This is a genomic window from Chromobacterium alkanivorans (assembly GCF_016937655.1).
Lineage (GTDB): Bacteria > Pseudomonadota > Gammaproteobacteria > Burkholderiales > Chromobacteriaceae > Chromobacterium > Chromobacterium alkanivorans.
Genome location: NZ_JAFHKL010000002.1, coordinates 177,472 through 199,674, shown reverse-complemented (window position 1 = coordinate 199,674; position 22,203 = coordinate 177,472). Strand labels below are relative to the sequence as shown.

Genomic DNA, 22,203 nt, shown 5'->3' with positions numbered 1-22,203 from the left:
CCGTGAGCATACGAGGCATTCCATGAGCTTTTTCGACAAGCATGTATTCATCTGCTGCAATCAGCGCGCCGGCTGCGAGGATTGCTGCAACAATCACGGTTCCAGCGAGTTGCTGGGCTATATGAAGGACAAGGTCAAGGCGCTGGGCCTGGCCGGCGAGGGCAAGATCCGCGTCAACAAGGCGGGCTGTCTTGGGCGCTGCGACGACGGCCCGGTGATGGTGGTGTACCCGGAGGAGACCTGGTACACCTTCGTCGACAAGGAGGACATCGACGAAATCGTCGCCGAGCACATGGTGGGCGGGCGCGTGGTGGAAAGGCTGAAAATCTGATGTTGAAGGCGATGAACAAGCAAGTGGTGGCCGGTCCGGCCGGCGGTCTGGAAACCATCGTGGTGGCGGCGCAGGGCGAGGCGCGCGGCATCGCGGTGATCTGCCATCCCAATCCCTTGCAGGGCGGCACCAACACCAACAAGGTGGTGCAGACCGCGGCCAAGGCCTTGTCGCAGCTGGGCTATGTCTGCTATTGCCCGAATCTGCGCGGCGTGGGCGACAGCGAAGGCCAGCATGATTTTGGCCTGGGCGAGGTGGAGGATGTGATCGCGGTGGTGGAGCATGCGCGCGGCGAGCAGGGCGATCTGCCGCTGGCGCTGGCCGGTTTCTCCTTTGGCGGCTTCGTCGCGGCGCGCACCCGCGCGCGCATCGAGGCGGACAAATTGCTGCTGATGGGCGTGGCGGTGGGCAAGTACGAGACCCCGACGCCGGAGGTGCCGGCCGACACATTGCTGATTCACGGCGAGGAGGACGAGGTGATTCCGCTGTCCGCGGTGATGGATTGGGCCCGGCCGCAAGGCTTGCCGGTGGTGGTGTTTCCCGGAGCCGGCCATTTCTTTCATGGCCGGCTGGTGCAGCTGGCGCAGACGATTCAACGCTGCTGGTAAGGCGCCGCCGGATTCCGGCGCAAAAAAACCGGTCATCCATGCGATGGCCGGTTTTTTTATCAGCGGTGCAGTTCGCCCGCGGCTTCTGGCTGGTAGGTGACTTCCAGCACGTTCAGGCGGATGCTGCCGGCCGGAGTCGGCCAATCTATGCTCTGGCCGGCGGACAGGCCGAGCAGCGCGGCGCCTATGGGCGCCAGCACCGAGATCTTGCCCTGTTCGCTGTCCGCTTCGCGCGGGTAGACCAGGGTCAGGGTTTTTTCCTGGGCATTGTCCAGCTTGACCCGCGCGCAGCTGTTCATGGTGATGATGCCGGCGGGCATGGCGGAGGGCTCCACCACATCGGCGCGCTCCAGCTCGGCTTCCAGCGCGGCCGCGGTGGGGTGGCCGCTCTCGCAATCCTCCAGCAGCGCGGCGAGGCGCTCATAGTCCAGGGAGGACACCGTGATGGCCGGGCTTGTCGACATATGCAACTCCTTCAGATAGACAAAGGGCACCGCAGGGGGTGCCCGATGATTTAGTGCGCGAAAAGCGTGTGTGCCAATGATATCGCTTGTAACCGCGTGTAACAAGGCTTGGCGGCGCAATCGCCGCTAATACTGGGCTTTGGGCCGGGGGAGCCCCGGCCTTGCGCTTTAGCCCAGCAGCGACAGCGCCGCGCGCGGGCCGACGTTGGCCTGAGCCTGGGCGGCGAGTCCGGTCTGGCCCAGGATCTGTTTGGCGGCCAGCTGCGCGCTTGCGGCGGCGAAGTCGGTGTCGCTGATGCGGCTGTTGGCGGCGGCGGTGTTGACCGAGGCGGTTTGCAGATTGTTGATGCTGGCCTCGAAACGATTGCTGATCGAGCCCAGAGTGCTGCGGGTGTTGGCCAGGGTGTTCAGATCGGCGTTGGTGCTTTGCTGGGCGGCCAGCGCGCCGGCCTGGGTGCTGATGTCTATGGTGCCGGTGGCGTTCAGATTGGCGTTGTAGCTGTTCAGCCCGCCGCTGGCCGGCGCGGCGGCCAGATTGACGCCGGCAATATTGACCTGGTTGTCCGCGCTGCCGTTGGGGCCCACCTGGAAGGTGGTGGAGGCGTTGCTGTTCAGCAACTGCGTGCCGTTGAATTCGGTGCTCTGCACGATGGCGGAATTGGCCTGGGTCAGCTGGTCCACCTGCTGTTGCAGCGCCTGGCGGTTGCTGGCGCTGAGCGCGCCGTTGCCGGCCTGGATCGCCAGCTCCTGGATTTGCTGAGTGTTGCTTTGCAGCTGATTGAGGGCGCCGTCGGCGGTCTGCGCCAGCGAGATGCCGTCGTTGGCGTTGTTGATCGCCTGGTTGTTGCCGTTGATCTGGGCCAGCAGCGCCTCGGAAATGGCGGCGTTGGCCGGGTTGTTGGCGGCGCTGTTGGTGGTCTTGCCGGCGGAGAGTTGGGCCAGCAGCTTGTCTTTGGCTTTCTGGGTCTGATTCAGCTGGTTCTGCCCCTGCAGCGCGCTCAGATTGCTATTGATGGTCAGTGCCATGGCCGGCTCCCGCTGGATGTGGTTTCACTTCTTCAGTGTAAGAAAGCGCGCGGGACAGGGCAAGCCGGCTTTTGGGTAAAGTCGCGCCGCGGCCGATGGCGCGGGCATGGGCGTGAAAAAGCCCGGCGGCGCCGGGCTGATGATGGTTTGTCTGGCTTATTTGCCGGGCTTGGGCGGAGTGCCGGCGGACTGGGTCAGGATTTCGTAGCCGCTGTCGGTGACCAGCACGGTGTGTTCCCATTGCGCGGACAGGCTGCGGTCCTTGGTGACCACGGTCCAGCCGTCGCCCAGCATGCGCAGATGGCGCTTGCCCTGGTTGATCATCGGCTCGATGGTGAAGATCATGCCGGCCTGCAGCTCCAAGCCGGTGCCGGGGCGGCCGTAGTGCAGCACTTGCGGCTCTTCGTGGAATTTCGTGCCGATGCCGTGGCCGCAGAATTCCTGCACCACGCTGTAGCCGGAGTTTTCCGCGTGTTGCTGGATGGCGTAGCCGATGTCGCCCAGCGTGGCGCCCGGCTTGACCTTGTCGATGCCGCGCCACATGCATTCATAGGTGATGCGGGACAGGCGGCGGGCGTGCTCGCTGACGTTGCCTACGTGGTACATGCGGCTGGTGTCGCCGTGGTAGCCGTCCTTGATCACCGTGACGTCCAGGTTCATGATGTCGCCGCTTTTCAGCGGCTTGTCATTGGGGATGCCGTGGCAGATCACGTGGTTGACCGAGGTGCACACCGACTTGGGGTACGGGTTGTGGCCGTCCGGCGCGTAGTTCAGCGGCGCCGGGATCGCGCCCTGCTCATTGACGATGTAGTCGTGGCAGAGCTTGTCGATGGCTTCGGTGGTGACGCCGGGCTTGATGAAGGGGGTGATGTAGTCGAGGACTTCCGACGCCAGGCGGCCGGCGATCCGCATCTTTTCGATGTCTTGGGCGTTTTTCAGTTGGATGCTCATGGGATTCTGGTGATGTGCGTGTCTGCGGCTAATGAGACCTATTCTAGCAAAAACGCCCCCGGCCCGGCAGTGCTTGTCGGTCCGGGGGGCGCGTCGGCGTTCAAATCAGGCGCATCTTGAACTGCTTGCCCTTGATCTTGCCGGCGGCCAGGCGTTCCAGCGCCTGTTCGGCGATGGCGCGGTCCAGCGCCACGAAGCTGGCGAATTCAAAGATGTTGATCTTGCCGATCTGGGCGCCGGCAAAGCCGGCGTCGCCGGTCAGCGCGCCGAGGATGTCGCCGGGGCGCAGCTTTTCGCGCTTGCCGCCGGCGATCTCCAGCGTGACCATGGCCGGCAGCAACGGGCCGCCGGGGGCCGGAGTCAGCTGTTCCAGCTTGGCCCAGGTCAGCGGCGCCTGCTGATAGTCTTCGATCAGCGCCAGCCGCTTGTCGTCGTTGTCGGCGGCCAGGGTCAGCGCCAGGCCCATCGCCTCGCCGCGGCCGGTGCGGCCGATGCGGTGAATGTGGATTTCCGGATCATGGGTGACGTCGACGTTGATCACCAGATCCAGCTCCTTGATGTCCAGGCCGCGAGCGGCGACGTCGGTGGCCACCAGCACGGTGGCGCTCTTGTTGGCGAAGCGCAGCAGGATCTGGTCGCGTTCGCGCTGCTCCAGGTCGCCGTACAGCGCCAGCGCGCTGAAGCCGCGCGCTTGCAGATCGCGCACCAGTTCCTTGCAGCGCTCCTTGGTGTTGCAGAAGGCCAGCGCGGAAGTGGGGCGCAGGTGTTGCAGGATGGTGGTGACGGTTTCCAGCCGCTGTTCCGGCTTGATCTTGTAGAACCATTGTTCGATGCGTTCGCCGCCGTGCAGCGAATCCACCTGGATTTCCTGCGGCCGGCGCATGAACTGGGCGCTGATCTTGCGGATGTTTTCCGGGTAGGTGGCGGAGAACATCAGGGTCTGGCGCTGGCGCGGGCAGGCGCGCACGATGCCGACGATTTCCTCGATGAAGCCCATGTCCACCATGCGGTCGGCCTCGTCCAGCACCAGAGTGCTGACGCCGGACAGATTGAGCGAGCCGCGGAACAGGTGGTCCTGCAGCCGGCCCGGGGTGCCCACCACGATGTGGGCGCCGTGTTCCAGCGAGCCGATCTGCGGCCCCATCGGGCTGCCGCCGGTCAGGGTCACTACCTTGATATTGTCTATGCTGCGCGCCAGCCGGCGGATTTCCTGCGCCACCTGGTCGGCCAGTTCGCGAGTGGGGCAGAGCACCAGCGCCTGCACGCCGAACCAGCGCGGATTCAGCCGCGCCAGGATACCAAGGCCGAAGGCCGCCGTCTTGCCGCTGCCGGTCTTGGCCTGGGCGATCAGGTCCTCGCCGTTCAGGATCGCCGGCAGGCTGGCGGCCTGGATGGCGGTCATGCTGTGGTAACCCAGGCTGTCCAGATTGGACAACAGGGCGGCGGGCAGGGGCAGGGTGGAGAAAGCGGCTTTTTTCACAATGACTTGGGCGTATTACGGTATCGGGCTGCGAGTGTAACAGGCCGGCGGCCAACGGCCAAATCGGATGTCGCCGCCGGCGGCGTTCAGACAGTGAAGCGGGACACCGATTCCGTCAACCGCTGCGCCAGGTGCTCCAGTTGTTCGGCGGCGTTCACCGTCTGGCCTATCTCCTGATCGTTGGTTTGCGCCATCTCGGCGATGGCGTCGATGCTGCCGGTCACCGATTGGCTGGCGGCGCGCTGCTGTTCGGTGACGGCGACGATCTGACGCAGGCCCTGGCGCACTTCGGCCACCGATTGGTTCGCGGCGTCCAGCACGCTGGACACGCTGTCGGCGGACTGGCGGCTGGCGGCCAGCGAGGACAGGCCGGCGTTGACCGCGGCGCGCACCGCGTCGGTCTTTTGATTGAGCGCGCCGGTCACGGCGTCGATCTCGCTGGCGGAACGGGCCGACTTCTCCGCCAGCTTGCGCACCTCGTCGGCCACCACCGCGAAACCGCGGCCCTGTTCGCCGGCGCGCGCCGCCTCGATCGCCGCGTTCAGCGCCAGCAGATTGGTCTGTTCGGCGATTTCGCGCACTTCCTTGGTCATATTGGTGATGCTGGCGGTGGAGCTGGCCAGTTCGGTTTCCGCCTGCGCCATCAGCCGCACCGCCTGCTCCACCTGGCCGACTTCGCGCCGCAGCTGGCTGAGGCTGGCGCGGCCGTCCTCGGAGCGTTGCAGGCTCTGGTCGGCTTCGGCGCTGACGTCCTCCGCCTTGCCGGCGATTTCGCCGATATGGCTGGCCAGTTGCTCCACCGCGCCGGCGGCGGATTGGGATTGGCGGTTTTGCCTGTGGGAGCTTTCCGCCAGGTGGGCGGCGCCGTCGGCCAGTTGGCGCGAGGACTGAGACACCGCGCCGGCGGAGGCGCCGACATGGCGCACCAGCTCGGCGATGGCGGCCAGCATCTGGTTGAAGCGCTGCGCGGTGTCGCCGATCTCGTCGCGGCTGCGCACCGGCAGCCGCCGCGTCAGGTCGCCTTCGCCCTGGGCCAGCTCCGCGAGGCCGGCCGACATCGCCTGCAGCGGCCGGGTAACGAGGCGGCGCGCCAGCAGGAACACCACCGCCATCAGCGGCAGCGAGGCCAGGATGGCGAACAGAATGCTTTGGTCGCGGAAGCGGCTGACCGAGGCGTAGGGCTTCTCCAGGGAGACGCGCATGCTGACCACGCCCAGCGGCGTCTTGTCCGCCACCTGGTGGCACATCATGCAGTTCTTGCCCAAGTAGTTGCGCGAGGCCAGCGCCGGGTAGACCACGCGCAGATGCTCGCCCAGCGTCGGCGTGGATTCGATCTGGATATGGGGCTTGCCGTCCCGCAGCGCCTGTTGCTCCACCGCGTCGCCGCTCAGATTCTTGTCGCCGGCGTTGCCGGGGCCGAACTGCTTGCTGACGGCCGGGCCGCGGATCACCCGCAGGTCGCGCACCGCGGACAACTCCTTGATCTGGTCCAGAAAAACGTCGCGCTGGCCCACGGTTCCGGTGATCATCATGCCGGTGAGTCCGGCCATGGTCATTTCATTCATGCTGTGGGCCAGGTCTTGCGCCTGCTCCACCGCGATGTCGCGACTGACGCTGGTTTCCCAGGCAATCAGCCCGCTCCAGGCCAGGACCAGGCAGCACCATACCGCCATGGTCAGTTTCAGCCAGATCGGCCAATCGGAAAATTTGCGCATGCGTGTGCGGACGGAGGGTCCGTTCTCCCGGTGTGTTTGTAGAATCGCGCGATTGCCGCTATAGGTTTATTGAAATGGGTCGCAGCGCGATGGTAGTTATTTGATGACGTAGGAATGTTGGTTTAAATCAAACTTATAGTTAAAACGATTAGGCTTGGGTTTGCGGCGGTTTTCTGTGAAAATCCCGCCCTCGCCGCAGTCGGGCGCATTCATCACCATGGATTTCAAGGAGCGCAGTATATGGGTGACACAAGCGGACGCCGCGTAGCCATCATCGGCGGCGGACCGGCCGGCCTGGCCGCCGCCGAACAATTGGCGGCGGCGGGCGTGCGGGTCGATGTCTACGACGCGATGCCGTCGGTCGGCCGCAAATTCCTGCTGGCCGGCGTGGGCGGCATGAACATCACCCATTCCGAGCCCCACGCCAGCTTCGTGCAACGCTACGGCGCGCGCAGCGCCGAGTTGCGGCCGATGCTGGATGTGTTCAACGGCGAGCATGTGCGCGCCTGGGTGCACGGCCTGGGCATAGAAACCTTCATCGGCAGCTCCGGCAAGGTGTTCCCCAAGGAAATGAAGGCGGCGCCGCTGCTGCGTTCCTGGCTGACGCGCTTGCGCGAGGCGGGCGTCAGTTTCCACGTGCGCCACCGCTTCCTGGGCTGGGACGAGCGCGGCCGCCTGCGGCTGTCGGCGCCGGACGGCGAGCGCCTGGCCGAGGCCGACGCCGTGGTGCTGGCCATGGGCGGCGGCAGCTGGCGCAAGCTGGGTTCGGACGGCAGCTGGGCGGCGATGCTGCGCGAGCGCGGCGTGGAAGTGTCCAAGCTGCAGCCGTCCAACTGCGGCTTCGACGCCGGCTGGAGCGAATACTTCGCCGACAAGTTCGCCGGCGCGCCGTTGAAGTCGGTGACTTTGCAGTTCCACCCGGCCGTCGGCCATCCGTTCAGCCGCCGCGGCGAGTTCGTCGTCACCGCCGGCGGCGTGGAGGGCAATCTGATCTACGCCTGCTCCGGCGCCATTCGCGATGAAATCGCGCGCAGCGGCGCGGCTTTGTGCTATCTGGACCTGATGCCGGACTGGAGCTTGCAGCGCATTCTGGGCGAAGTGGCGCGGCCGCGCGGCTCGCGCTCGATGTCCAGCCATTTGCAGAGCCGGCTGGGCCTGAAGGGGGTGCGCATGGGACTGTTGCGCGAATGCCTGGACAAGGAGATCTTCAACGATCCCGCCAAGCTGGCCGAGGGCATCAAGGCCTTGCCGCTGCGTTTGCTGGCGCCGCGGCCGCTGGACGAGGCGATCAGCACCGCCGGCGGGGTGACTTTCGGCGCGCTGGACGGCAATCTGATGCTGCAGGCGATGCCGGGCGTGTTCTGCGCCGGCGAGATGCTGGACTGGGAAGCGCCCACCGGCGGTTATCTGCTGACCGCCTGCTTCTCCACCGGCCGCGCCGCCGCGGGCGGAGTGCTGCGCTGGATGCGGCAGGGCTGAGGCTGTTGCGTCCACGCCAGCGCAATAGGCGGCGACTGCGTATTTACACGGAGCCTTGCCTGCATTTTTTTTGCAAGTCTCTATACTGGTAGTGCCGCGCGAAACGCGCGGCCACGTCGTTGTCGAAAAAGCCGCCCACTGCATGGATTGTCATGATGCGAAGGCGAACGCCTGAGGAGAACAGCGCGATGAAGCTTGACGATTTCAACCAGGTGGCCGATCTGATCGGCCTGAAAAAACGCTCACGCGAAGCGGTGTGGCTGATGGAGGTGGAGGGCATGACCGGCTACTTCGCCGCCCAGCAAATGGACATCAGCGAATCCACCGTGTCCCGCGCGCACAGCCGTTTCCGCCGCGCGCTGCAAAAAATCAACGCTCTGGCAGGCCATCTGCCCTTGTGAAGTCCGCCGTCACGGAGGCTGCGAAGCCCGGCCAAGGCCGGGCTTCGTCGCGTCCGGGCCGCCGGCTGTTCCTTGTGCCGGGCGGCGCCGGCGACGCTGCCCCCGTTCACGGCTTCTGGATATACTGACGCGCAGTCTTCCCTTCCAAGGAGAGCTTCATGGCTATGCGTCACGGCATCGATTTCGACAAGGCCCAGGCCTTGCACCGGCAGGAACTGGCGATGTTTTCCGAGCGGCGCCCGCGCTCGCGGCGGCTGTCCGCCGCCGGCGGCGAGCACTTGCTGTTCGGCGCGCCGCTGCACTGGATGGCGGATTGGTCCACCCCGTTCAATCTCTACGTGGAAGAGGCCCGAGGCGCGCGGCTGCGCGACGCGGACGGCCATGAATACCTGGATTTCTGTCTGGGCGACACCGGCGCGATGTTCGGCCATTCGCCGGCGCCGGTGGCGCGCGCCATCGCCGAGCAGGCGGCGCGGGGCCTGACCGCGATGCTGCCGTCGGCGGACGCGGTATGGGTGGCGGAGGAGTTGGCGCGGCGCTTCGGCCTGTCGCACTGGCAGTTCGCGCTCAGCGCCAGCGACGCCAACCGCTTCGCGCTGCGCTGGCTGCGCGCCGCCAGCGGCCGGGACCAGATCATCGTGTTCAACGGCTGTTACCACGGCACCGTGGACGACGCCTTCGTCGATCTGGCCGACGGCCGGCCCAGGGCGCGCGCCAGCCTGTTGGGCCAGACGCACGATCCGGCCGCGCACACTCGGGTGGTGGAGTTCAACGATCTGGAGGCGCTGGAGCGAGCCTTGCGTGACGAAAGGGTGGCCTGCGTGCTGGCCGAGCCGGTGATGACCAATATCGGCATGGTGCTGCCGGGGCCGGGCTTCTGGGGCGAGGCGCGGGAGTTGATCCGCCGCTACGGCAGCTATCTGCTGCTGGACGAAACCCACACCATCAGCAGCGGGCCGGGCGGCTACGGCGCGGCCTACGGCCTGCAGCCGGACGCGCTGGTGCTGGGCAAGCCGCTGGGCGGCGGCCTGCCGTGCGCGGTGTACGGTTTCAGCGCCGAGCTGGCGGAGCGGGCGCAGCGCGCCAAGCGCGCCGCCGCGCCCGGCCATTCCGGCATCGGCACCACGCTGAGCGGCAATATGCTGGCCGCGGCGGCGATGCGCGCCAATCTGGCCGAGGTGATGAGCGACGCCGCCTATCAGCGGATGTTCGCGCTGGCCCAGCACCTGGCGGACGGCTTGCAGGACTGGATCGAGCGTTGGCGGCTGCCGTGGTGCGTGAGCCGGGTCGGCGCGCGCTGCGAGTTTCAGTTTTCCCCGCAGCCGCCGCGCAACGGCGGCGAGGCCGGGGCGATGCTGGACGAGGAGCTGGAGCGCATCATCCACCTTTACCTGCTCAACCGCGGCTTCCTGATCACGCCCTTCCACAATATGTTGCTGCTGTGCCCGGACACCGAGTTCGCCGACGTCGATCGCCTGTTGGAGGCGCTGGACGGCTTCGCCGGCGAGGTGGTTTAGCGCCTGTTCAAAGTTTCGCGGGCTGCTGGCGGATGGCCAGCAAGGCCTGGTTGCGCAGCGTCTTCAGCAGGCTGAGCTGCTCCGGCGCGATGGCCAGCGATCCCGCCTGGCGGCGGTCGCCGTAGAGTATGCCCAGCTTGCGTTTGTCCAAGGTCAGCGGCAGCAGCACGAAGGTGTGGGCCGCGCCCATCTGGCGGTACCAGGCCGGGATGTGCTGGGCGATGGCCGGCGCGTCGATGTCGTCGATCAGCATGTCGGCGTTGCGTTCCAGCGCCTTGCGGAACAGGCTGTCGCCGCTGTCGATGTCGGCTCGCAGCGCCGGCAGCAGCAATTCCACTTTTTCGCCGAAACCGAAGCGGGCCTGCAGCGGCAGATCGGACCCGCTGCGCGCGCAGATCAGCGCGTGGTCGAAGCCCAGGCCGCGGTACATGGTTTCCAGGATGATGCGCAGCAGATCGTTGAGCTTGTAGTCGCCCAGCAGGGTGTTGGTGATGTCCTGGACGCCGGCGGACAGCACGGCGATCCTGCCGGCGGAGCCGGCGGTGGCCTGCAGCCGGGTGGGGTCCGGCGCCGATGGCCGGGGCGCGCTGGCGGCCGGCGGCGGCGCGCTCTTGTCCAGTCTGGCCAGGCGCAGCGCTTGCGAGCGCGGCCCCTGGCCGGCCTCGGGGCCCAGTTCCGCCAGATAGGCGGAGAGCAGGGTCTGCGCTTGCGCCAGCTCGCGCTCCAGCGGCGCCCACTCCAGCGCCAGCGCCCGGCTGTAGCGTTTCAGCAGCTTGCGGCTGGCGTCGGCCTGGTCGATGCCGCTCTGGGTCAGCTGACAGACCAGTTCGCGGCACAGCGAGCTTAAGGTCTTCATCCGCATTTCGCCGGTTTGCGGCTGGCGCACCGCGCCGGCCGGCATCGGCTCCATGCCGGTCAGAATCCGTTCCGGAAAGCGCCACAGCGCGGCGGTGGCGGCGCCGAGGTCGGCGTAATGGGCGCCCAGCGTCTGGTGCGCGGCCTGGTCTACGCCGGCGCCGGCGGCGATCAGCGCCTGGATCTGCCGGTATTCGTCGCGGAAGTAATTGACGCACAGCAGTTCGCCCAGGTTTTGCAGCATGCCGCAGATCAGCGCCTCTTCCGCCTCGCGCACGCCGCAGGCCGGCGCCAGCGAGCGCGCCAGCAGGCCGGTGAACAGGGTCTTGACCGCCACGTCGCGGATCTCGTCGGCGTGGGCGCGGTTGTGCAGGTGTTCGAACAGCAGCAGGCTGAGCGCTAGATTGCGTATGGTGTCGAAGCCGAGGATGACGATGGCGCGCGAAATGGTGCTGACCGCGCCGCCGTACTGGCTGAAATTGGCGGAATTCACCACTTTCAGCAGCTTATTGGTCAGCGACACGTCCTTGAGGATGGCGCTGGACAGCGCTTGCAGCCGCTCGCTGTCGGCGTTGTTGCTCTTGTTGATGGCGGCGATCGCCTGCGACAGCGCCGGAAAGTCCGGCGCGTGGCGCATGCGCTGCAGCAAGTGGTCCAGCGCGGCGCGGCCGCCTTCCTGGCGGTTGAAGCGCTGGTGGCGGGCCAGCCAGTCCTGCAGGCCGGCCAGAGCGCGGCGACAGGCGCCGGCGTCGGCCGCCGGGTCGCGCAGCGCGGCCAGCCATTGCTCCAGCTCCGGATCGCATTCCCGCTCTGGCGCGCCGGCGCTGATCAGCCAGCGCAGCAATTGTTCCGCCTGCAGCAGTTCCTGGCGCAGCCGTTCCGGACTCAGCGCCTGGCAGGCGTGTTCGCCCAGCAGCGCGACGCGCTGGTGGATGTCGGACAGCACGGTTTCGGGATAGAGCCGCCCCAGGCATTTGCCGCTGGCGTGCAGGTGGATCAGCGGTTCCAGGATGTCGCAGGCCAGGCCGATGCGCTCGGCCAGCGGCAGCGCGGGCAGCGCCTTCAGGCGCAAGGGCTGCAGCGTGTCTTGCCGGTAGGCGGCGTAGTCCTTGCCGTCGAGACGGACCGGGCCCTGCCAGGCCAGCAGCAGCGGGTGGCGGAAGGCTGAACGCGGCGGCGCGTCCGGCAGCTCCGCCGCGGACTCCACCAGCGCCAGCGCCGCGCCGTCGCGGCTGGCCAGCAGCACCGACAGGCCGTCGGGGCAGTGCAGCGTGGCGACGATTTGGTATTCCGGCTCTGCGGCGGGGCTCATCGCTGTCTCCGTGCGGCTTGCGTATTTGTACTAATGTAGACAGTTATTGAAGCGCGGGCCGAAGATTCCGCAAGGTTTGCGCCGATGTTCTTATTGCCCTTTGGACTAATTGTTGATTTGCTAAGAGCATATTGATATAACCCATCGGTTTTGATGCGCCGATGGGCTTTCGGTAGATTTGAGCGCATCTACAGGATGGGCAGGAAGCATGGACATCGGTCAACAGAGGCTGACTCACCTCAAGCAGTTGGAAGCGGAGTCGATCCACATCATTCGCGAAGTGGCCGCGGAATTCGAAAACCCGGTGATGCTGTATTCGATAGGCAAGGATTCGGCGGTGATGCTGCACCTGGCCAAGAAGGCGTTTGCGCCGGGCAAGCCGCCGTTTCCCTTGATGCACGTGGACACCACCTGGAAGTTCAAGGAAATGATCGCGCTGCGCGACAAGCAGGCGCGCGAATACGGCTGGGACCTGATCGTCCACGTCAACCAGGACGGCGTGGACGCCGGCATCAACCCGTTCACCGCCGGCAGCGCCAAGCACACCGACGTGATGAAGACCGAGGGCCTGAAGCAGGCCTTGAACAAATACGGTTTCGACGCGGCTTTCGGCGGCGCGCGCCGCGACGAGGAAAAGAGCCGCGCCAAGGAGCGCGTCTATTCCTTCCGCGACCGCAACCACCGCTGGGACCCGAAGAACCAGCGTCCCGAGCTCTGGAACATCTACAACAGCAAGATAGACAAGGGCGAGAGCATACGCGTGTTCCCGCTGTCCAACTGGACCGAGCTGGACATCTGGCAATACATCTTCCTGGAAAACATCGAGATCGTGCCCCTGTACTTCGCAGCCGAACGGCCGGTGATAGAGCGCGACGGCACGCTGATCATGATAGACGACGAGCGGATACTGGAATATCTGAGCCCGGAAGAGAAGGCGAGCATTGAAACCAGGCGAGTCCGTTTCCGCACCCTGGGTTGTTATCCGCTGACCGGAGCGGTGGAGTCGCAGGCGGCTACGTTGCCGGACATCATCCAGGAGATGCTGCTGACCCGAACCTCCGAGCGCCAGGGCCGGGTGATAGACCACGACAGCGCCGGCTCGATGGAAAAGAAAAAGATGGAAGGATATTTCTGATGACTCACCAATCCGATCTGATCGCCGGCGACATCCTGGAATACCTGCGCCAGCACGAAAACAAGGATCTGTTGCGCTTCATCACCTGTGGCAACGTCGACGACGGCAAGTCCACCCTGATCGGCCGGCTGCTGCACGATTCCAAGCTGATCTTCGAGGACCAGCTGGCGGCGATAGAGCGCGACTCCAAGAAGTACAACACCACCGACCAGGACATCGACCTGGCCTTGCTGGTGGACGGCTTGCAGGCGGAGCGCGAGCAGGGCATCACCATCGACGTCGCTTACCGCTATTTCAGCACCGACAAGCGCAAGTTCATCATCGCCGACTGCCCGGGGCATGAGCAGTACACCCGCAATATGGCCACCGGCGCGTCCACCAGCAATCTGGCCATCATCCTGATCGACGCGCGGCGAGGGGTGCAGACCCAGACTCGCCGCCACAGCTTCATCGTCAGCCTGTTGGGCATTCGCCACGTGATCGTGGCGGTGAACAAGATGGACTTGGTGGATTACGACCCGGCGGTGTTCGAGCGCATCCGCGACGAGTACCTGGCCTTCGCCGAGGGCCTGGCGATTCCGGACATCCGCTTCGTGCCGATCTCCGCGCTGCGCGGCGACAATGTGGTCAGCCGCGGCGAGGGCGCGCCCTGGTATCAGGGGCCGACGCTGATGCAGCTGCTGGAAACGGTGGAAGTGCGCAGCGACGCGGCGCTGGAAGCCTTCCGCCTGCCGGTGCAGTACGTCAACCGGCCCAATCTGGACTTCCGCGGTTTCTGCGGCACCATCGCCGCCGGCGAGATCCGTCCCGGCGACGAAGTGCTGGCGCTGCCGTCCGGCCGCCGCAGCAAGGTCAAGGCCGTGGTGGCCTACGAGGGCGAACTGGCCGCGGCCGGCGCCGGCGAGGCGATCACGCTGACGCTGGAGGACGAGATCGACGTGTCGCGCGGCGATATGCTGGTGCGCGCGGACCAGCCGCCGCCGGCGGTGAGCAACAGTCTGGACGCTCACCTGGTGTGGATGCAGGACGCGCCGCTGCGCGCCGGCAAGGAGTACGGTTTCAAGCTGGCCGGCAAATTCGTCACCGGCCGGGTGGAGGCTATCCTGCACCAGGTGGACGTCAACACCCTAGAGCAGAAACCGTCGGAGGCGCTGCATCTGAACGAGATCGCGCTGTGCCGCATCAGCCTGAACGCGCCGGCGGTGATAGACGTCTACGCCGCCTGTCGCGGCACCGGCAGCTTCATCGTGATAGACCGCTTGAGCAACGCTACCGCCGGCGCCGGCATGATCACGGCGGCCGGGACGGAGCAGGCGGCCGCGCCGCAGGACGAGTTGCAGCGGCTGCGCGCCTTCGAGCTGGAACTGAACGCGCTGGTGCGCAAATACTTCCCGCACTGGGAGGCCAAGGACATCGGCCAGCTGTTTCCGCGCTGAGCTAGTGTCGTGCAGCGATGGACAGCCCTCCGTTCCACGGCGGGCTGTCCATTTTTCGACCTGTTGTTGCAGGATTCGGCCACGCCGGTTTACAGCTGGCGGCGGGCTGCCTACAATCCGGCAGCTTCAATTGGCGCGTTGTATCCGCTGCGGTTCGCAGCGGCGTGGTTCTGTTTCGTCCCGGTTGCTCCGGCAGCCGCGGTCCACTCGGTTTCCCCCTCCGTCTTTCGCTTGAAGCGCCGGCAACGCCGCCCGCGGCGCTGTCGCATCGCCTGTAATCCACATAGAAAAGATAAAACATGACGTTTGCGCTGAAACACATCGCAGGCGCAACCGCTGCCATCTTGCTGGCAGGCCCGGTTGCAGCCAAGGATTTCACTGTCGCCGTGATCTACGATCAGGCAGGCAAGTTCGACAAGAGCTTCAATGAAGCGGCATTCAACGGCGCCGAACGTTTCAAGAAAGAATTCCACATCAACTACCGCGAAGGCCAGGTCAGCAACGACGCTCAGAAAGAGCAGATGCTGCGCAATATGGCGCGCAAGGGCGCCGACCTGGTGGTGGCGGTGGGCTTCGCCTACACCCAGTCCATCGAGACCGTGGCCAAGGAATTCCCCAAGGTGAAGTTCACCCTGGTGGATTCGGTGGCCAAGGGCCCGAATGTGCAGAGCATCGCCTTCAAGGAGCAGGAAGGCTCCTTCCTGGTGGGCATGGCCGCCGCGCTCAAGTCCAAGAGCGGCAAGGTGGGCTATCTGGGCGGCATGGACGTGCCGCTGATCCGCGCCTTCGGCTGCGGCTACGCCCAGGGCGCCAAGTACGCCAATCCCAAGGCGGTGGTGATGCAGAACATGATAGGCACCACCCACGCCGCCTTCAACGACCCGGCGCGCGGCGGCGAGCTGGCCAAGAGCCAGTTCGATCGCGGCGTGGACGTGGTGTTCGCCGCGGCGGCGCTGTCGAATATGGGCGTGATTCAGGCGGCCAAGGGCGCCAAGAAGTTCTACATCGGCGTGGACAGCAATCAGAACTATCTGCAGCCGGGCGTGGTGCTGACCTCCATGGTCAAGCGCGTGGACAACGCGGTCTACGAAACCATGCGCGACGCCAAGAACGGCGCGTGGAAGCCAGACGTCAAGCTGATGGGCTTGAAAGAAAACGGCGTGGACTGGTCGCTGGACCAGCACAACCGTTCGCTGATCACGCCTGAGATGGAGAAGAAGATCCTGCAGGCGCGCAAGGACATCGTCAGCGGCAAGATCAAGGTGGTGGATTACCGAGCCGCCAACCGCTGCCCGGTGAACTGATTCGTCGGGGCCGCGCCGCGCTAAGCGCGGCGACGTGAAAACGGGCAAGACCAGATGGTCTTGCCCGTTTTTCTTTGCCGAGGTGAATTTATTCGAAACAGTTTGCGATTTTGAGGTTTGAATCCGCTGCGCGGATGATGATTTAGGGCCGGTTCCGCCCGGCGAACGGAAAGGGGAATTTGCTCGGCCAAATTCCCCTTTACCCCAAAGGCCGCCCTGCAAGCCTGGCCTACGGTTTCCCGCCGGGGCCCGTCAGTCCCGAGGCGCGGCTGAACTCGCGATTTGCTAGCGTCAAATCGCTCAAACAGGGCAGCCGCTTAAGACCTCGGGCCTGCCACCCGACGGCAGGCTTGAAGGGGTTCTGGGCACGTCGGGTACGTGGCTTCTTGCGCACCTAACAAGGTTTCAACACGCTAAAAAGGATTGTGAGCAGGCTCTCAGATCCCCAGCGTCGCGCCGCCGTCCACGTACAGATTATGCAGCGTGATGTGGCGCGCCTGATCCGACAGCAGGAACAGCGCGGCATTGGCCACGTCCTGCGGCGCGGCGATGCGTTGCAGCGGGATGCCGGTGCGATACTGCTCCAGCGAGCCTTGCAGGATGGCCGGTGGGATGGCGTCGTCGCTCCACAGCTGGCGCTGCATCGCGGTGTCGGTGGAGCCGGGCGACACGATGTTGCAGCGCACGCCGAACTCGGCCAGCTCCAGGCCCAGGCATTTGCTGAACTGGGTGGTGGCGGCCTTGGAGGCGGCGTAGGCCGCCATCTGGGTGCGCGGCACTTCGGCGGCGTTGGAGCCGACGGTGACGATGCCGCCCCGGCGGCGCGCCTGCATGCGCCGCGCCACCGCGCGGCTGAGGAAGAATACGCCGTGGGTGTTGACGGCGAAGCTCTGCAGCCAGTCCTCGTCGCTGAGCTGCTCCACCGTGCCCAGGCGCAGCACGCCGGCGACATTGGCCAGCATGTCGATGGCGCCGATCTCGTCCTCGATGCGCGCCACCGCCTGTTCCACCGCCGCGCCGTCGCGGATGTCCAGCGGCAGCGGGATGATGCGGCCGTCGGCATGGGCCGGCGCGTGCAGCGCCAGCTGCTGCAGGCCGTCGGCGCGCAGGTCCAGCGCCGCCACGCGGCAGCCCTGGTCCGCCAGCGAGCGCGCCAGCGCCGCGCCTATGCCCTGGGCCGCGCCGCTGACCACGGCCAGCCGGCCGTGGAATTCAGGGTAGCTGGCGCTCATGCGGCGACCCCGTCCAGCTGGCGCGCCAGCAGCGCCTGCCAGGCGTTGACGCTGGGCTGTTGCGCCAGTTCGATGAAGTCGATTTCCGCGCCCAGCGCGCGCCATTGCTCCAGCAAGCTCATCAGGCGGATGGAGTCCAGGCCCCAGTCCAGCAGATTGTCGTCCAGGCCGATGTCGTTGGCCGGCTGCTGCAGCAGTTCGGCGATGGCGGCGCGCAGCGCTTCCGCGCTGGGCGCGGCGGAGGCCGGGGCGGCCAGCTGGCTCAGCAGGCGCTGGCTGTCCAGGGTCACGCCGCAGCGCTGGGCCACGTATTCCAGCGCCATCGCATGGCGTTCGGCCGAGAAGTCGGCCAGGCCGTCGGCGACGAAGAAGGGCTGGATGTCGTACATGAAGGCGTCCAGCGCGGTGCTCATGCAGCCGATGTGGGCGTAGATGCCGCAGATGATCAGCTGGTCGCGGCCTTGCTGGCGCAGCAGGTTGAGGAAGGGCGAGCGCTGGAAGGCGCTGTAGCGCCACTTGGTCAGCACGGTGTCGTCGGCGGCCGGGCTCAGGCCGGCCACGATGGGGTGGCGTTCCGGGCGCGCCGGCAGGCCGGGACCCCACATATCGTTGAGCAGGCCGCGGTCGCTGTCGGCCTGTTCCGCCGGCTGGGCGGTGTAGAACACCGGGATGTTCAGCTCGCGGCAGCGCGCGCGGATGGCGGCGATATTGCGCAGCGCGGTGGCCACCGGCTCGGCGTCGCGGTCGTAGAAGTCCAGGAAGTATTCCTGCATGTCGTGGATCAGCAGCGCGGCGCGCTGCGGCGCTACCGTCCAGTCGACGCGGTTTTCCGGCAGTTGCGACGGGATGGCGTAGGGGGCGATGCGGGGAATGCTCATGCTTGTGACCTTTGGGTGGACTGCGCGGCCAGTTTCTGTTCCAGCATCTGGCGCAGGGTTTTTTTGCTGACCTTGCCGACGCTGGTTTGCGGCAGGGTGTCGACCAGCTCCAGCCGGTCCGGAATCTTGTAGGCGGCGAGGCCGCGCTCGCGCAGGAAGGCGGCCACCTGGGGCAGGCGGATCGCCTGCTGCTCGCGCGGGATGATGAAGGCGCAGGAGCGCTCGCCCAGATAGGGGTCGCTCATCGCCACGATGGCGACGTCGCGCACCAGCGGGTGGGCCAGCAGGTGGTTTTCCACTTCCTCGGCGGAGATCTTCTCGCCGCCGCGGTTGATCTGGTCCTTGGCGCGGCCTTCCACCGTCAGATAGCCGTCGGCGTTCATGCTCACCAGGTCGCCGGTGCGGTAGAAGCCGTCGGCGGTGAAGGCGCGCTGATTGTGGTCGGCGGCGCGCCAGTAGCCGCGGATGGTGTAAGGGCCGCGCGTCAGCAGGTGGCCGACTTCGCCCGGCGCCACCGGCTGGTCTTCGTCGTCGACGATGCGCACTTCGTCGTCGGCGCTGATCGGCCGGCCCTGGGTGTGAAGCACCCGTTCCGGGCCGTCGTCCAGCCGGGTGTAGTTGACCAGGCCTTCGGCCATGCCGAACACCTGCTGCAGCTTGCAGCCGAGCGCGGGCTCGACGCGGGCGGCGAGCTCGGGGCCGAACTTGGCGCCGCCCACTTGCAACAGGCGCAGGCTGGCCAGCTTGCCCGGCTGCTTGGCGGCGGCGTCCAGCCACAGCGGCACCAGCGGCGGCACCAGCGCGGCGATGGTGACGGCCTCGGTCGCGATCAGTTCGAAGGATTCGTCGACGCTGGGGCCGGAAGCCAGCACCACGGTGCCGCCGGCGTGGAACACGCCGAAGCTGCCGGGCGAGCTCATCGGGAAGTTGTGGCCGGCCGGCAGCACGCACAGATAGACGCTGTCGCGGTTCAGGCCGCAGATTTCGGCGCTGGCGGCGAAGCTGTACAGATAGTCGTCATGGGTGCGCGGGATCAGCTTGGGCACGCCGGTGCTGCCGCCGGAGAGCTGGAAGAAGGCCAGGCCGCTGGCGTCCGGCTCCGCCGGCAGCGGCTGGTCCATCAGGTAGAGGCTGTTGAGCGGGGTGTAGTCGCCGGCTTCTCCGGCCACGATCACCTGTTGCAGCGACGGCGCCAGCGGCAGCAGCTCGGCCGCCAGCGTGCGGTAGTCGAAACCGGCGTGCTGGTCGGCGCAGATGTAGACCGCGGCGTCGGTGTGCTGGCAGAAGTAGGACACTTCGGCGCGGCGGTGAGCCGGCAGCGCGAACACCGGCAGCATGCCGAGGCGGAACAGCGCAAAGGCGACGATGAAGAATTCGGCGCAATTGGGCAGCTGCACCACGGCGCGCTGGCCAGGGCGCAGGCCGCGGGCGTACAGGCCGGCGGCCAGGCGTTCGGCGTAGAGCTTGAGCTCGCGGTAGTTCAGTCGCTGCTTGCCGGTCACCAGGGCCAGTTTTTCCGGTTGCTGCTCGGCCTGGGCCGCCAGCATGGAAAACAGGGTCTGGCCCTGCCAATAGCCGGCCTCGCGGTAGCGGCGGGCGAAGTCTTCAGGCCACGGGGTCCAGCCCAGTCGTTGTTCGTTCATGCCGCCTCCGCCAAATCGGCCAGGCCCATCGCGCGCAGCATGGTGCGGAACTTGGCCGCGGTTTCGGCCAGCTCGCTTTCCGGCAGCGAGCCGGTGACGATGCCGGCGCCGGCGAACAGGCGCAGCGTGCGTTCGGCGATTTCGGCGCAGCGGATGGTGACCGCCCATTCGCCGTCGCCCTTGCCGTCGCACCAGCCCACCATGCCGGTGAAGAAGCCGCGGTCGAACGGTTCGATCTCGCGAATCAGGCTGCGCGCCGGGTCGGCCGGGAAGCCGCATACCGCCGGGGTGGGGTGCAGCGCTCGCGCCAGTTCGAAGGAACTCACCGCTGGGTCGATCAGCTCGCCGCTGATGCGGGTGGACAGATGCCACATGGTGGCGGTGGAAACCAGCGACGGGCCGGCCGGCACCTGCAGGTCGCGGCAATACGGCGCCAGCGCCTCGACTACGGCGTCGATCACCAGCTTGTGTTCGTACAGGTCCTTGCCGGATTCCAGCAGGGCGTCGGCGCGGCGGCGGTCTTCCGCCGGGTCCGGGCTGCGCGCGGCGGAGCCGGCCAGCGGATTGGTGATCACTTGACGGCCGTAGCGCGCCAGCAGCAGCTCGGGGCTGGCGCCCATCAGCGCGCGGCGCGGCGCGCCGTCTTCGCTCAGTTGCACGGCGAAGGTGTAGCCGTGCTGATTCTGGCTGGCCAGATTGAGCAGCAATTGACGCTGGTCTATGGCCTGCTCGGCGGAAAGCTCTAAGGTGCGCGACAGCACCACTTTGTCCAGCGCGCCGCTGCCGATGCGGGCCAGCGCGTCGCTGACGCCCTGGCAGTAGGCGGCCGGCGCCGGTTGCGGCGTCAATCGGCACTCGGCTTGCAAGGGCTGGCGCAGCGCGCTGCGCTGTTCCTGCTTCAGCGCGTCGGCGCGGCGTACCTGTTGCGGCACGAACAGCCACGGCTGTTGTTCCGGCATGAAGGGGATGGCGCCAACGACTACGGCTTGCTCCGGGTCCGGCTGCGAGGCCAGCGCGGCGGCGATGGCGGCGCTGGGGTCGGCGTCGGTGATGACGCGTTGGATGCCTTCGGCCAGCAGGGTGTGGCATGGCGAGGCGAAGAAGAAGGCGGAATCGGCCTGGTAGGCGGCCAACAGATTGTGTTCGCCGCTATAGGCTGGGTCGAGTGAGGTTTGGTTCATCGCTATTCCTGAGTCCACTGGGTAGGTGGGGGATGGCTCGTCTGAGCGTCGAGGGCGAATATAAATGATAATCGTTATCCATTGCAATACGGTGATATTGCGTACAGATGATATTGATTCCACATTTTTGCTCTAGGACTTAGTCAAGGCCGAGCTTCGGGTTAGGACCTTACTGTCAATGTTTTCGTCATTTTCCGACTAGGTCGAAGAAGGCTGCGAAGGAGGCTAAAGCCGCTGCAGAGCAGGCCATGCGGGGCCTTAGGGAGGGAAGCCATGCCGGGAGATTGGACTAATTTTGGTAAAAACGCAATTGACAATCATTCTCAATAAAAATATCGTAGCCGCCAATTGAACCGCTTGCATGGCAGGCGCAGATGGAGAATGACAATGTATTCCGAAGGCAGCGACAGCATGGACGGTGTTCCCGATAGCGTACAGGCGGCGGAGCCGATGGGCTTGCGGCGTTTGCCCTCGCCGCGCGAACTGATGGCCGACGCGATGGCGGACGACAGGGCGCGGCAGACGGTGGCGCGCGGCCGCCGCCTGGCCCAGGCCGCGGTGGCCGGAACCGGCGCGCGGCGCGTGCTGTTGCTGCGTTTGCCCTTGCCGGCGCTGTTGGAGCAGGCGGAGCAGTTGAGCGCCTGGCTGTCGCGAGAGGACGGCTGGAGCGTATTGGCCCAGCCGCTTGCCGCGGCGGCGGCGGGGCGCGGACGGCAAGCGCTGCTGGAGCAAAGAAGGGCTTATCTGCAATGCCTGGCGGCCGGCGTTCCCTTGGCGCATGTGTTGATTCAGCCCAACGAGATGGCGTATCTGAGCGATCTAGTCAGCGCGGTGTTGTTGCCGCCCACCGTGATCGAGAGCCAGATCCACCGCGAGCTGGCGTCGGCGCTGCCTTGCCCGGTCTTGCTGGAGCCCGGCGACGCCGACAAGCTGCAAATCGCCCGCGACGCGCGTCAGTCGGTGGCGGCCAGCCACCGCTTCCCGATGTTGCTGAACGAGGGGCGGGTGGGTCTGGTGGAAAGCGCCGGCAATCCGGACGGCGCGGTGCTGTTGGGGCCGGGCATGGCGGCGGGAGACGCGCCGCATTTTCTGGCCTTCGACGATGCGCCGGAAAGCGCCGACGGCTGGGCGTCGGCTTGCGGCGGTCTGACGCTGACCGCGTCCAGCGTGGCGGCGGCGCAGCGGAGATTCCAGCGCTGGCGGGCGTCCGAGCTGTTGGCGGCCGACTGAGCTAGGGGCCGCGCGACCGTGGGCC

The 22,203-nt window shown here is 66.4% G+C and carries 19 protein-coding genes; 9 read left to right on the top strand and 10 right to left on the bottom strand.

Annotation, left to right across the window (positions count from 1 at the left end; all coding sequences use genetic code 11):
- Positions 1-22 precede the first annotated feature (22 nt).
- Both JW897_RS04630 and JW897_RS04625 read left to right on the top strand, forming a co-directional pair.
- On the top strand, positions 23-331 hold the full coding sequence (locus JW897_RS04630; protein WP_043590538.1) for a (2Fe-2S) ferredoxin domain-containing protein: 309 nt from the start codon (positions 23-25) through the stop codon (positions 329-331).
- On the top strand, positions 331-939 hold the full coding sequence (locus JW897_RS04625) for an alpha/beta hydrolase (RefSeq protein WP_048415484.1): 609 nt from the start codon (positions 331-333) through the stop codon (positions 937-939). Before JW897_RS04630 ends, JW897_RS04625 begins: the two co-directional genes overlap by 1 nt.
- A 59-nt stretch (positions 940-998) precedes the next feature.
- On the opposite strand, the gene rnk is transcribed toward JW897_RS04625, so the two are convergent.
- The 5 genes from rnk to JW897_RS04600 form a co-directional block, all read right to left on the bottom strand.
- Positions 999-1,403, bottom strand: coding sequence for a nucleoside diphosphate kinase regulator (gene rnk / locus JW897_RS04620; protein WP_048415483.1), 405 nt, complete (start codon positions 1,401-1,403; stop codon positions 999-1,001).
- 168 nt (positions 1,404-1,571) lie between these two features.
- Positions 1,572-2,429 carry a flagellin N-terminal helical domain-containing protein gene (locus JW897_RS04615; protein WP_048415482.1) on the bottom strand — a complete coding sequence of 286 codons (858 nt, stop codon included), beginning with the start codon at positions 2,427-2,429 and terminating at the stop codon, positions 1,572-1,574.
- Positions 2,430-2,585: 156 nt separating this feature from the next.
- Entirely contained in the window at positions 2,586-3,413 is an 828-nt protein-coding gene (map, locus tag JW897_RS04610; protein ID WP_255411671.1) for a type I methionyl aminopeptidase, read from the bottom strand.
- Positions 3,414-3,480: 67 nt separating this feature from the next.
- Positions 3,481-4,860: an ATP-dependent RNA helicase DbpA gene (dbpA, locus tag JW897_RS04605; RefSeq protein ID WP_205465306.1), complete on the bottom strand. Its 1,380-nt coding sequence runs from the start codon at positions 4,858-4,860 to the stop codon at positions 3,481-3,483.
- Between the two features lie 86 nt (positions 4,861-4,946).
- Positions 4,947-6,575, bottom strand: a complete 1,629-nt coding sequence (locus tag JW897_RS04600; protein ID WP_240352085.1) for a methyl-accepting chemotaxis protein — start codon at positions 6,573-6,575, stop codon at positions 4,947-4,949.
- Between the two features lie 240 nt (positions 6,576-6,815).
- Here JW897_RS04600 and JW897_RS04595 point away from each other — a divergent pair, with 240 nt between their 5' ends.
- The 3 genes from JW897_RS04595 to JW897_RS04585 all read left to right on the top strand — a co-directional run bounded on the left by JW897_RS04595 (position 6,816) and on the right by JW897_RS04585 (position 9,972).
- Positions 6,816-8,054 (top strand): TIGR03862 family flavoprotein, encoded by a 1,239-nt coding sequence (locus JW897_RS04595; protein WP_205465305.1) that lies wholly within the window; start codon positions 6,816-6,818, stop codon positions 8,052-8,054.
- A gap of 188 nt (positions 8,055-8,242) precedes the next feature.
- The gene (locus JW897_RS04590; protein WP_048415477.1) at positions 8,243-8,455 is read left to right on the top strand and encodes a sigma factor-like helix-turn-helix DNA-binding protein; all 213 of its coding nucleotides are present in this window, start codon (positions 8,243-8,245) and stop codon (positions 8,453-8,455) included.
- 158 nt (positions 8,456-8,613) lie between these two features.
- On the top strand, positions 8,614-9,972 hold the full coding sequence (locus JW897_RS04585; protein ID WP_205465304.1) for an aspartate aminotransferase family protein: 1,359 nt from the start codon (positions 8,614-8,616) through the stop codon (positions 9,970-9,972).
- A 7-nt stretch (positions 9,973-9,979) separates the two neighbouring features.
- Here JW897_RS04585 and JW897_RS04580 read toward each other — a convergent pair whose 3' ends face one another.
- Entirely contained in the window at positions 9,980-12,139 is a 2,160-nt protein-coding gene (locus JW897_RS04580; protein WP_205465303.1) for an HDOD domain-containing protein, read from the bottom strand.
- Positions 12,140-12,347: 208 nt separating this feature from the next.
- Here JW897_RS04580 and cysD point away from each other — a divergent pair, with 208 nt between their 5' ends.
- The 3 genes from cysD (at position 12,348) to JW897_RS04565 (ending at position 16,014) form a co-directional block, all read left to right on the top strand.
- Positions 12,348-13,274, top strand: a complete 927-nt coding sequence (gene cysD / locus JW897_RS04575; RefSeq protein WP_205465302.1) for a sulfate adenylyltransferase subunit CysD — start codon at positions 12,348-12,350, stop codon at positions 13,272-13,274.
- Entirely contained in the window at positions 13,274-14,710 is a 1,437-nt protein-coding gene (gene cysN / locus JW897_RS04570; RefSeq protein ID WP_205465301.1) for a sulfate adenylyltransferase subunit CysN, read from the top strand. Before cysD ends, cysN begins: the two co-directional genes overlap by 1 nt.
- Before the next feature lie 299 nt (positions 14,711-15,009).
- Entirely contained in the window at positions 15,010-16,014 is a 1,005-nt protein-coding gene (locus JW897_RS04565; protein WP_205465300.1) for a BMP family lipoprotein, read from the top strand.
- 437 nt (positions 16,015-16,451) lie between these two features.
- On the opposite strand, the gene JW897_RS04560 is transcribed toward JW897_RS04565, so the two are convergent.
- Genes JW897_RS04560 through dhbC form a run of 4 tightly spaced genes read right to left on the bottom strand, consistent with a single transcriptional unit; the run spans position 16,452 to position 20,948 of the window.
- The gene (locus tag JW897_RS04560; protein WP_107798851.1) at positions 16,452-17,246 is read right to left on the bottom strand and encodes a 2,3-dihydro-2,3-dihydroxybenzoate dehydrogenase; all 795 of its coding nucleotides are present in this window, start codon (positions 17,244-17,246) and stop codon (positions 16,452-16,454) included.
- Complete coding sequence (locus tag JW897_RS04555; protein WP_205465299.1) at positions 17,243-18,124, bottom strand: isochorismatase family protein; 882 nt, start codon at positions 18,122-18,124, stop codon at positions 17,243-17,245. Before JW897_RS04555 ends, JW897_RS04560 begins: the two co-directional genes overlap by 4 nt.
- Entirely contained in the window at positions 18,121-19,767 is a 1,647-nt protein-coding gene (locus JW897_RS04550) for a (2,3-dihydroxybenzoyl)adenylate synthase (protein ID WP_205465298.1), read from the bottom strand. Before JW897_RS04550 ends, JW897_RS04555 begins: the two co-directional genes overlap by 4 nt.
- A complete protein-coding gene (gene dhbC, locus JW897_RS04545) occupies positions 19,764-20,948 on the bottom strand; it encodes an isochorismate synthase DhbC (protein ID WP_205465297.1) in 1,185 nt (394 codons plus the stop codon). The genes JW897_RS04550 and dhbC overlap by 4 nt, the downstream gene beginning before the upstream one ends.
- A gap of 387 nt (positions 20,949-21,335) precedes the next feature.
- Between dhbC and JW897_RS04540 the strand changes: the two genes are divergently transcribed.
- On the top strand, positions 21,336-22,178 hold the full coding sequence (locus JW897_RS04540) for a DAHP synthetase I family protein (RefSeq protein WP_205465296.1): 843 nt from the start codon (positions 21,336-21,338) through the stop codon (positions 22,176-22,178).
- Positions 22,179-22,203 lie beyond the last annotated feature (25 nt).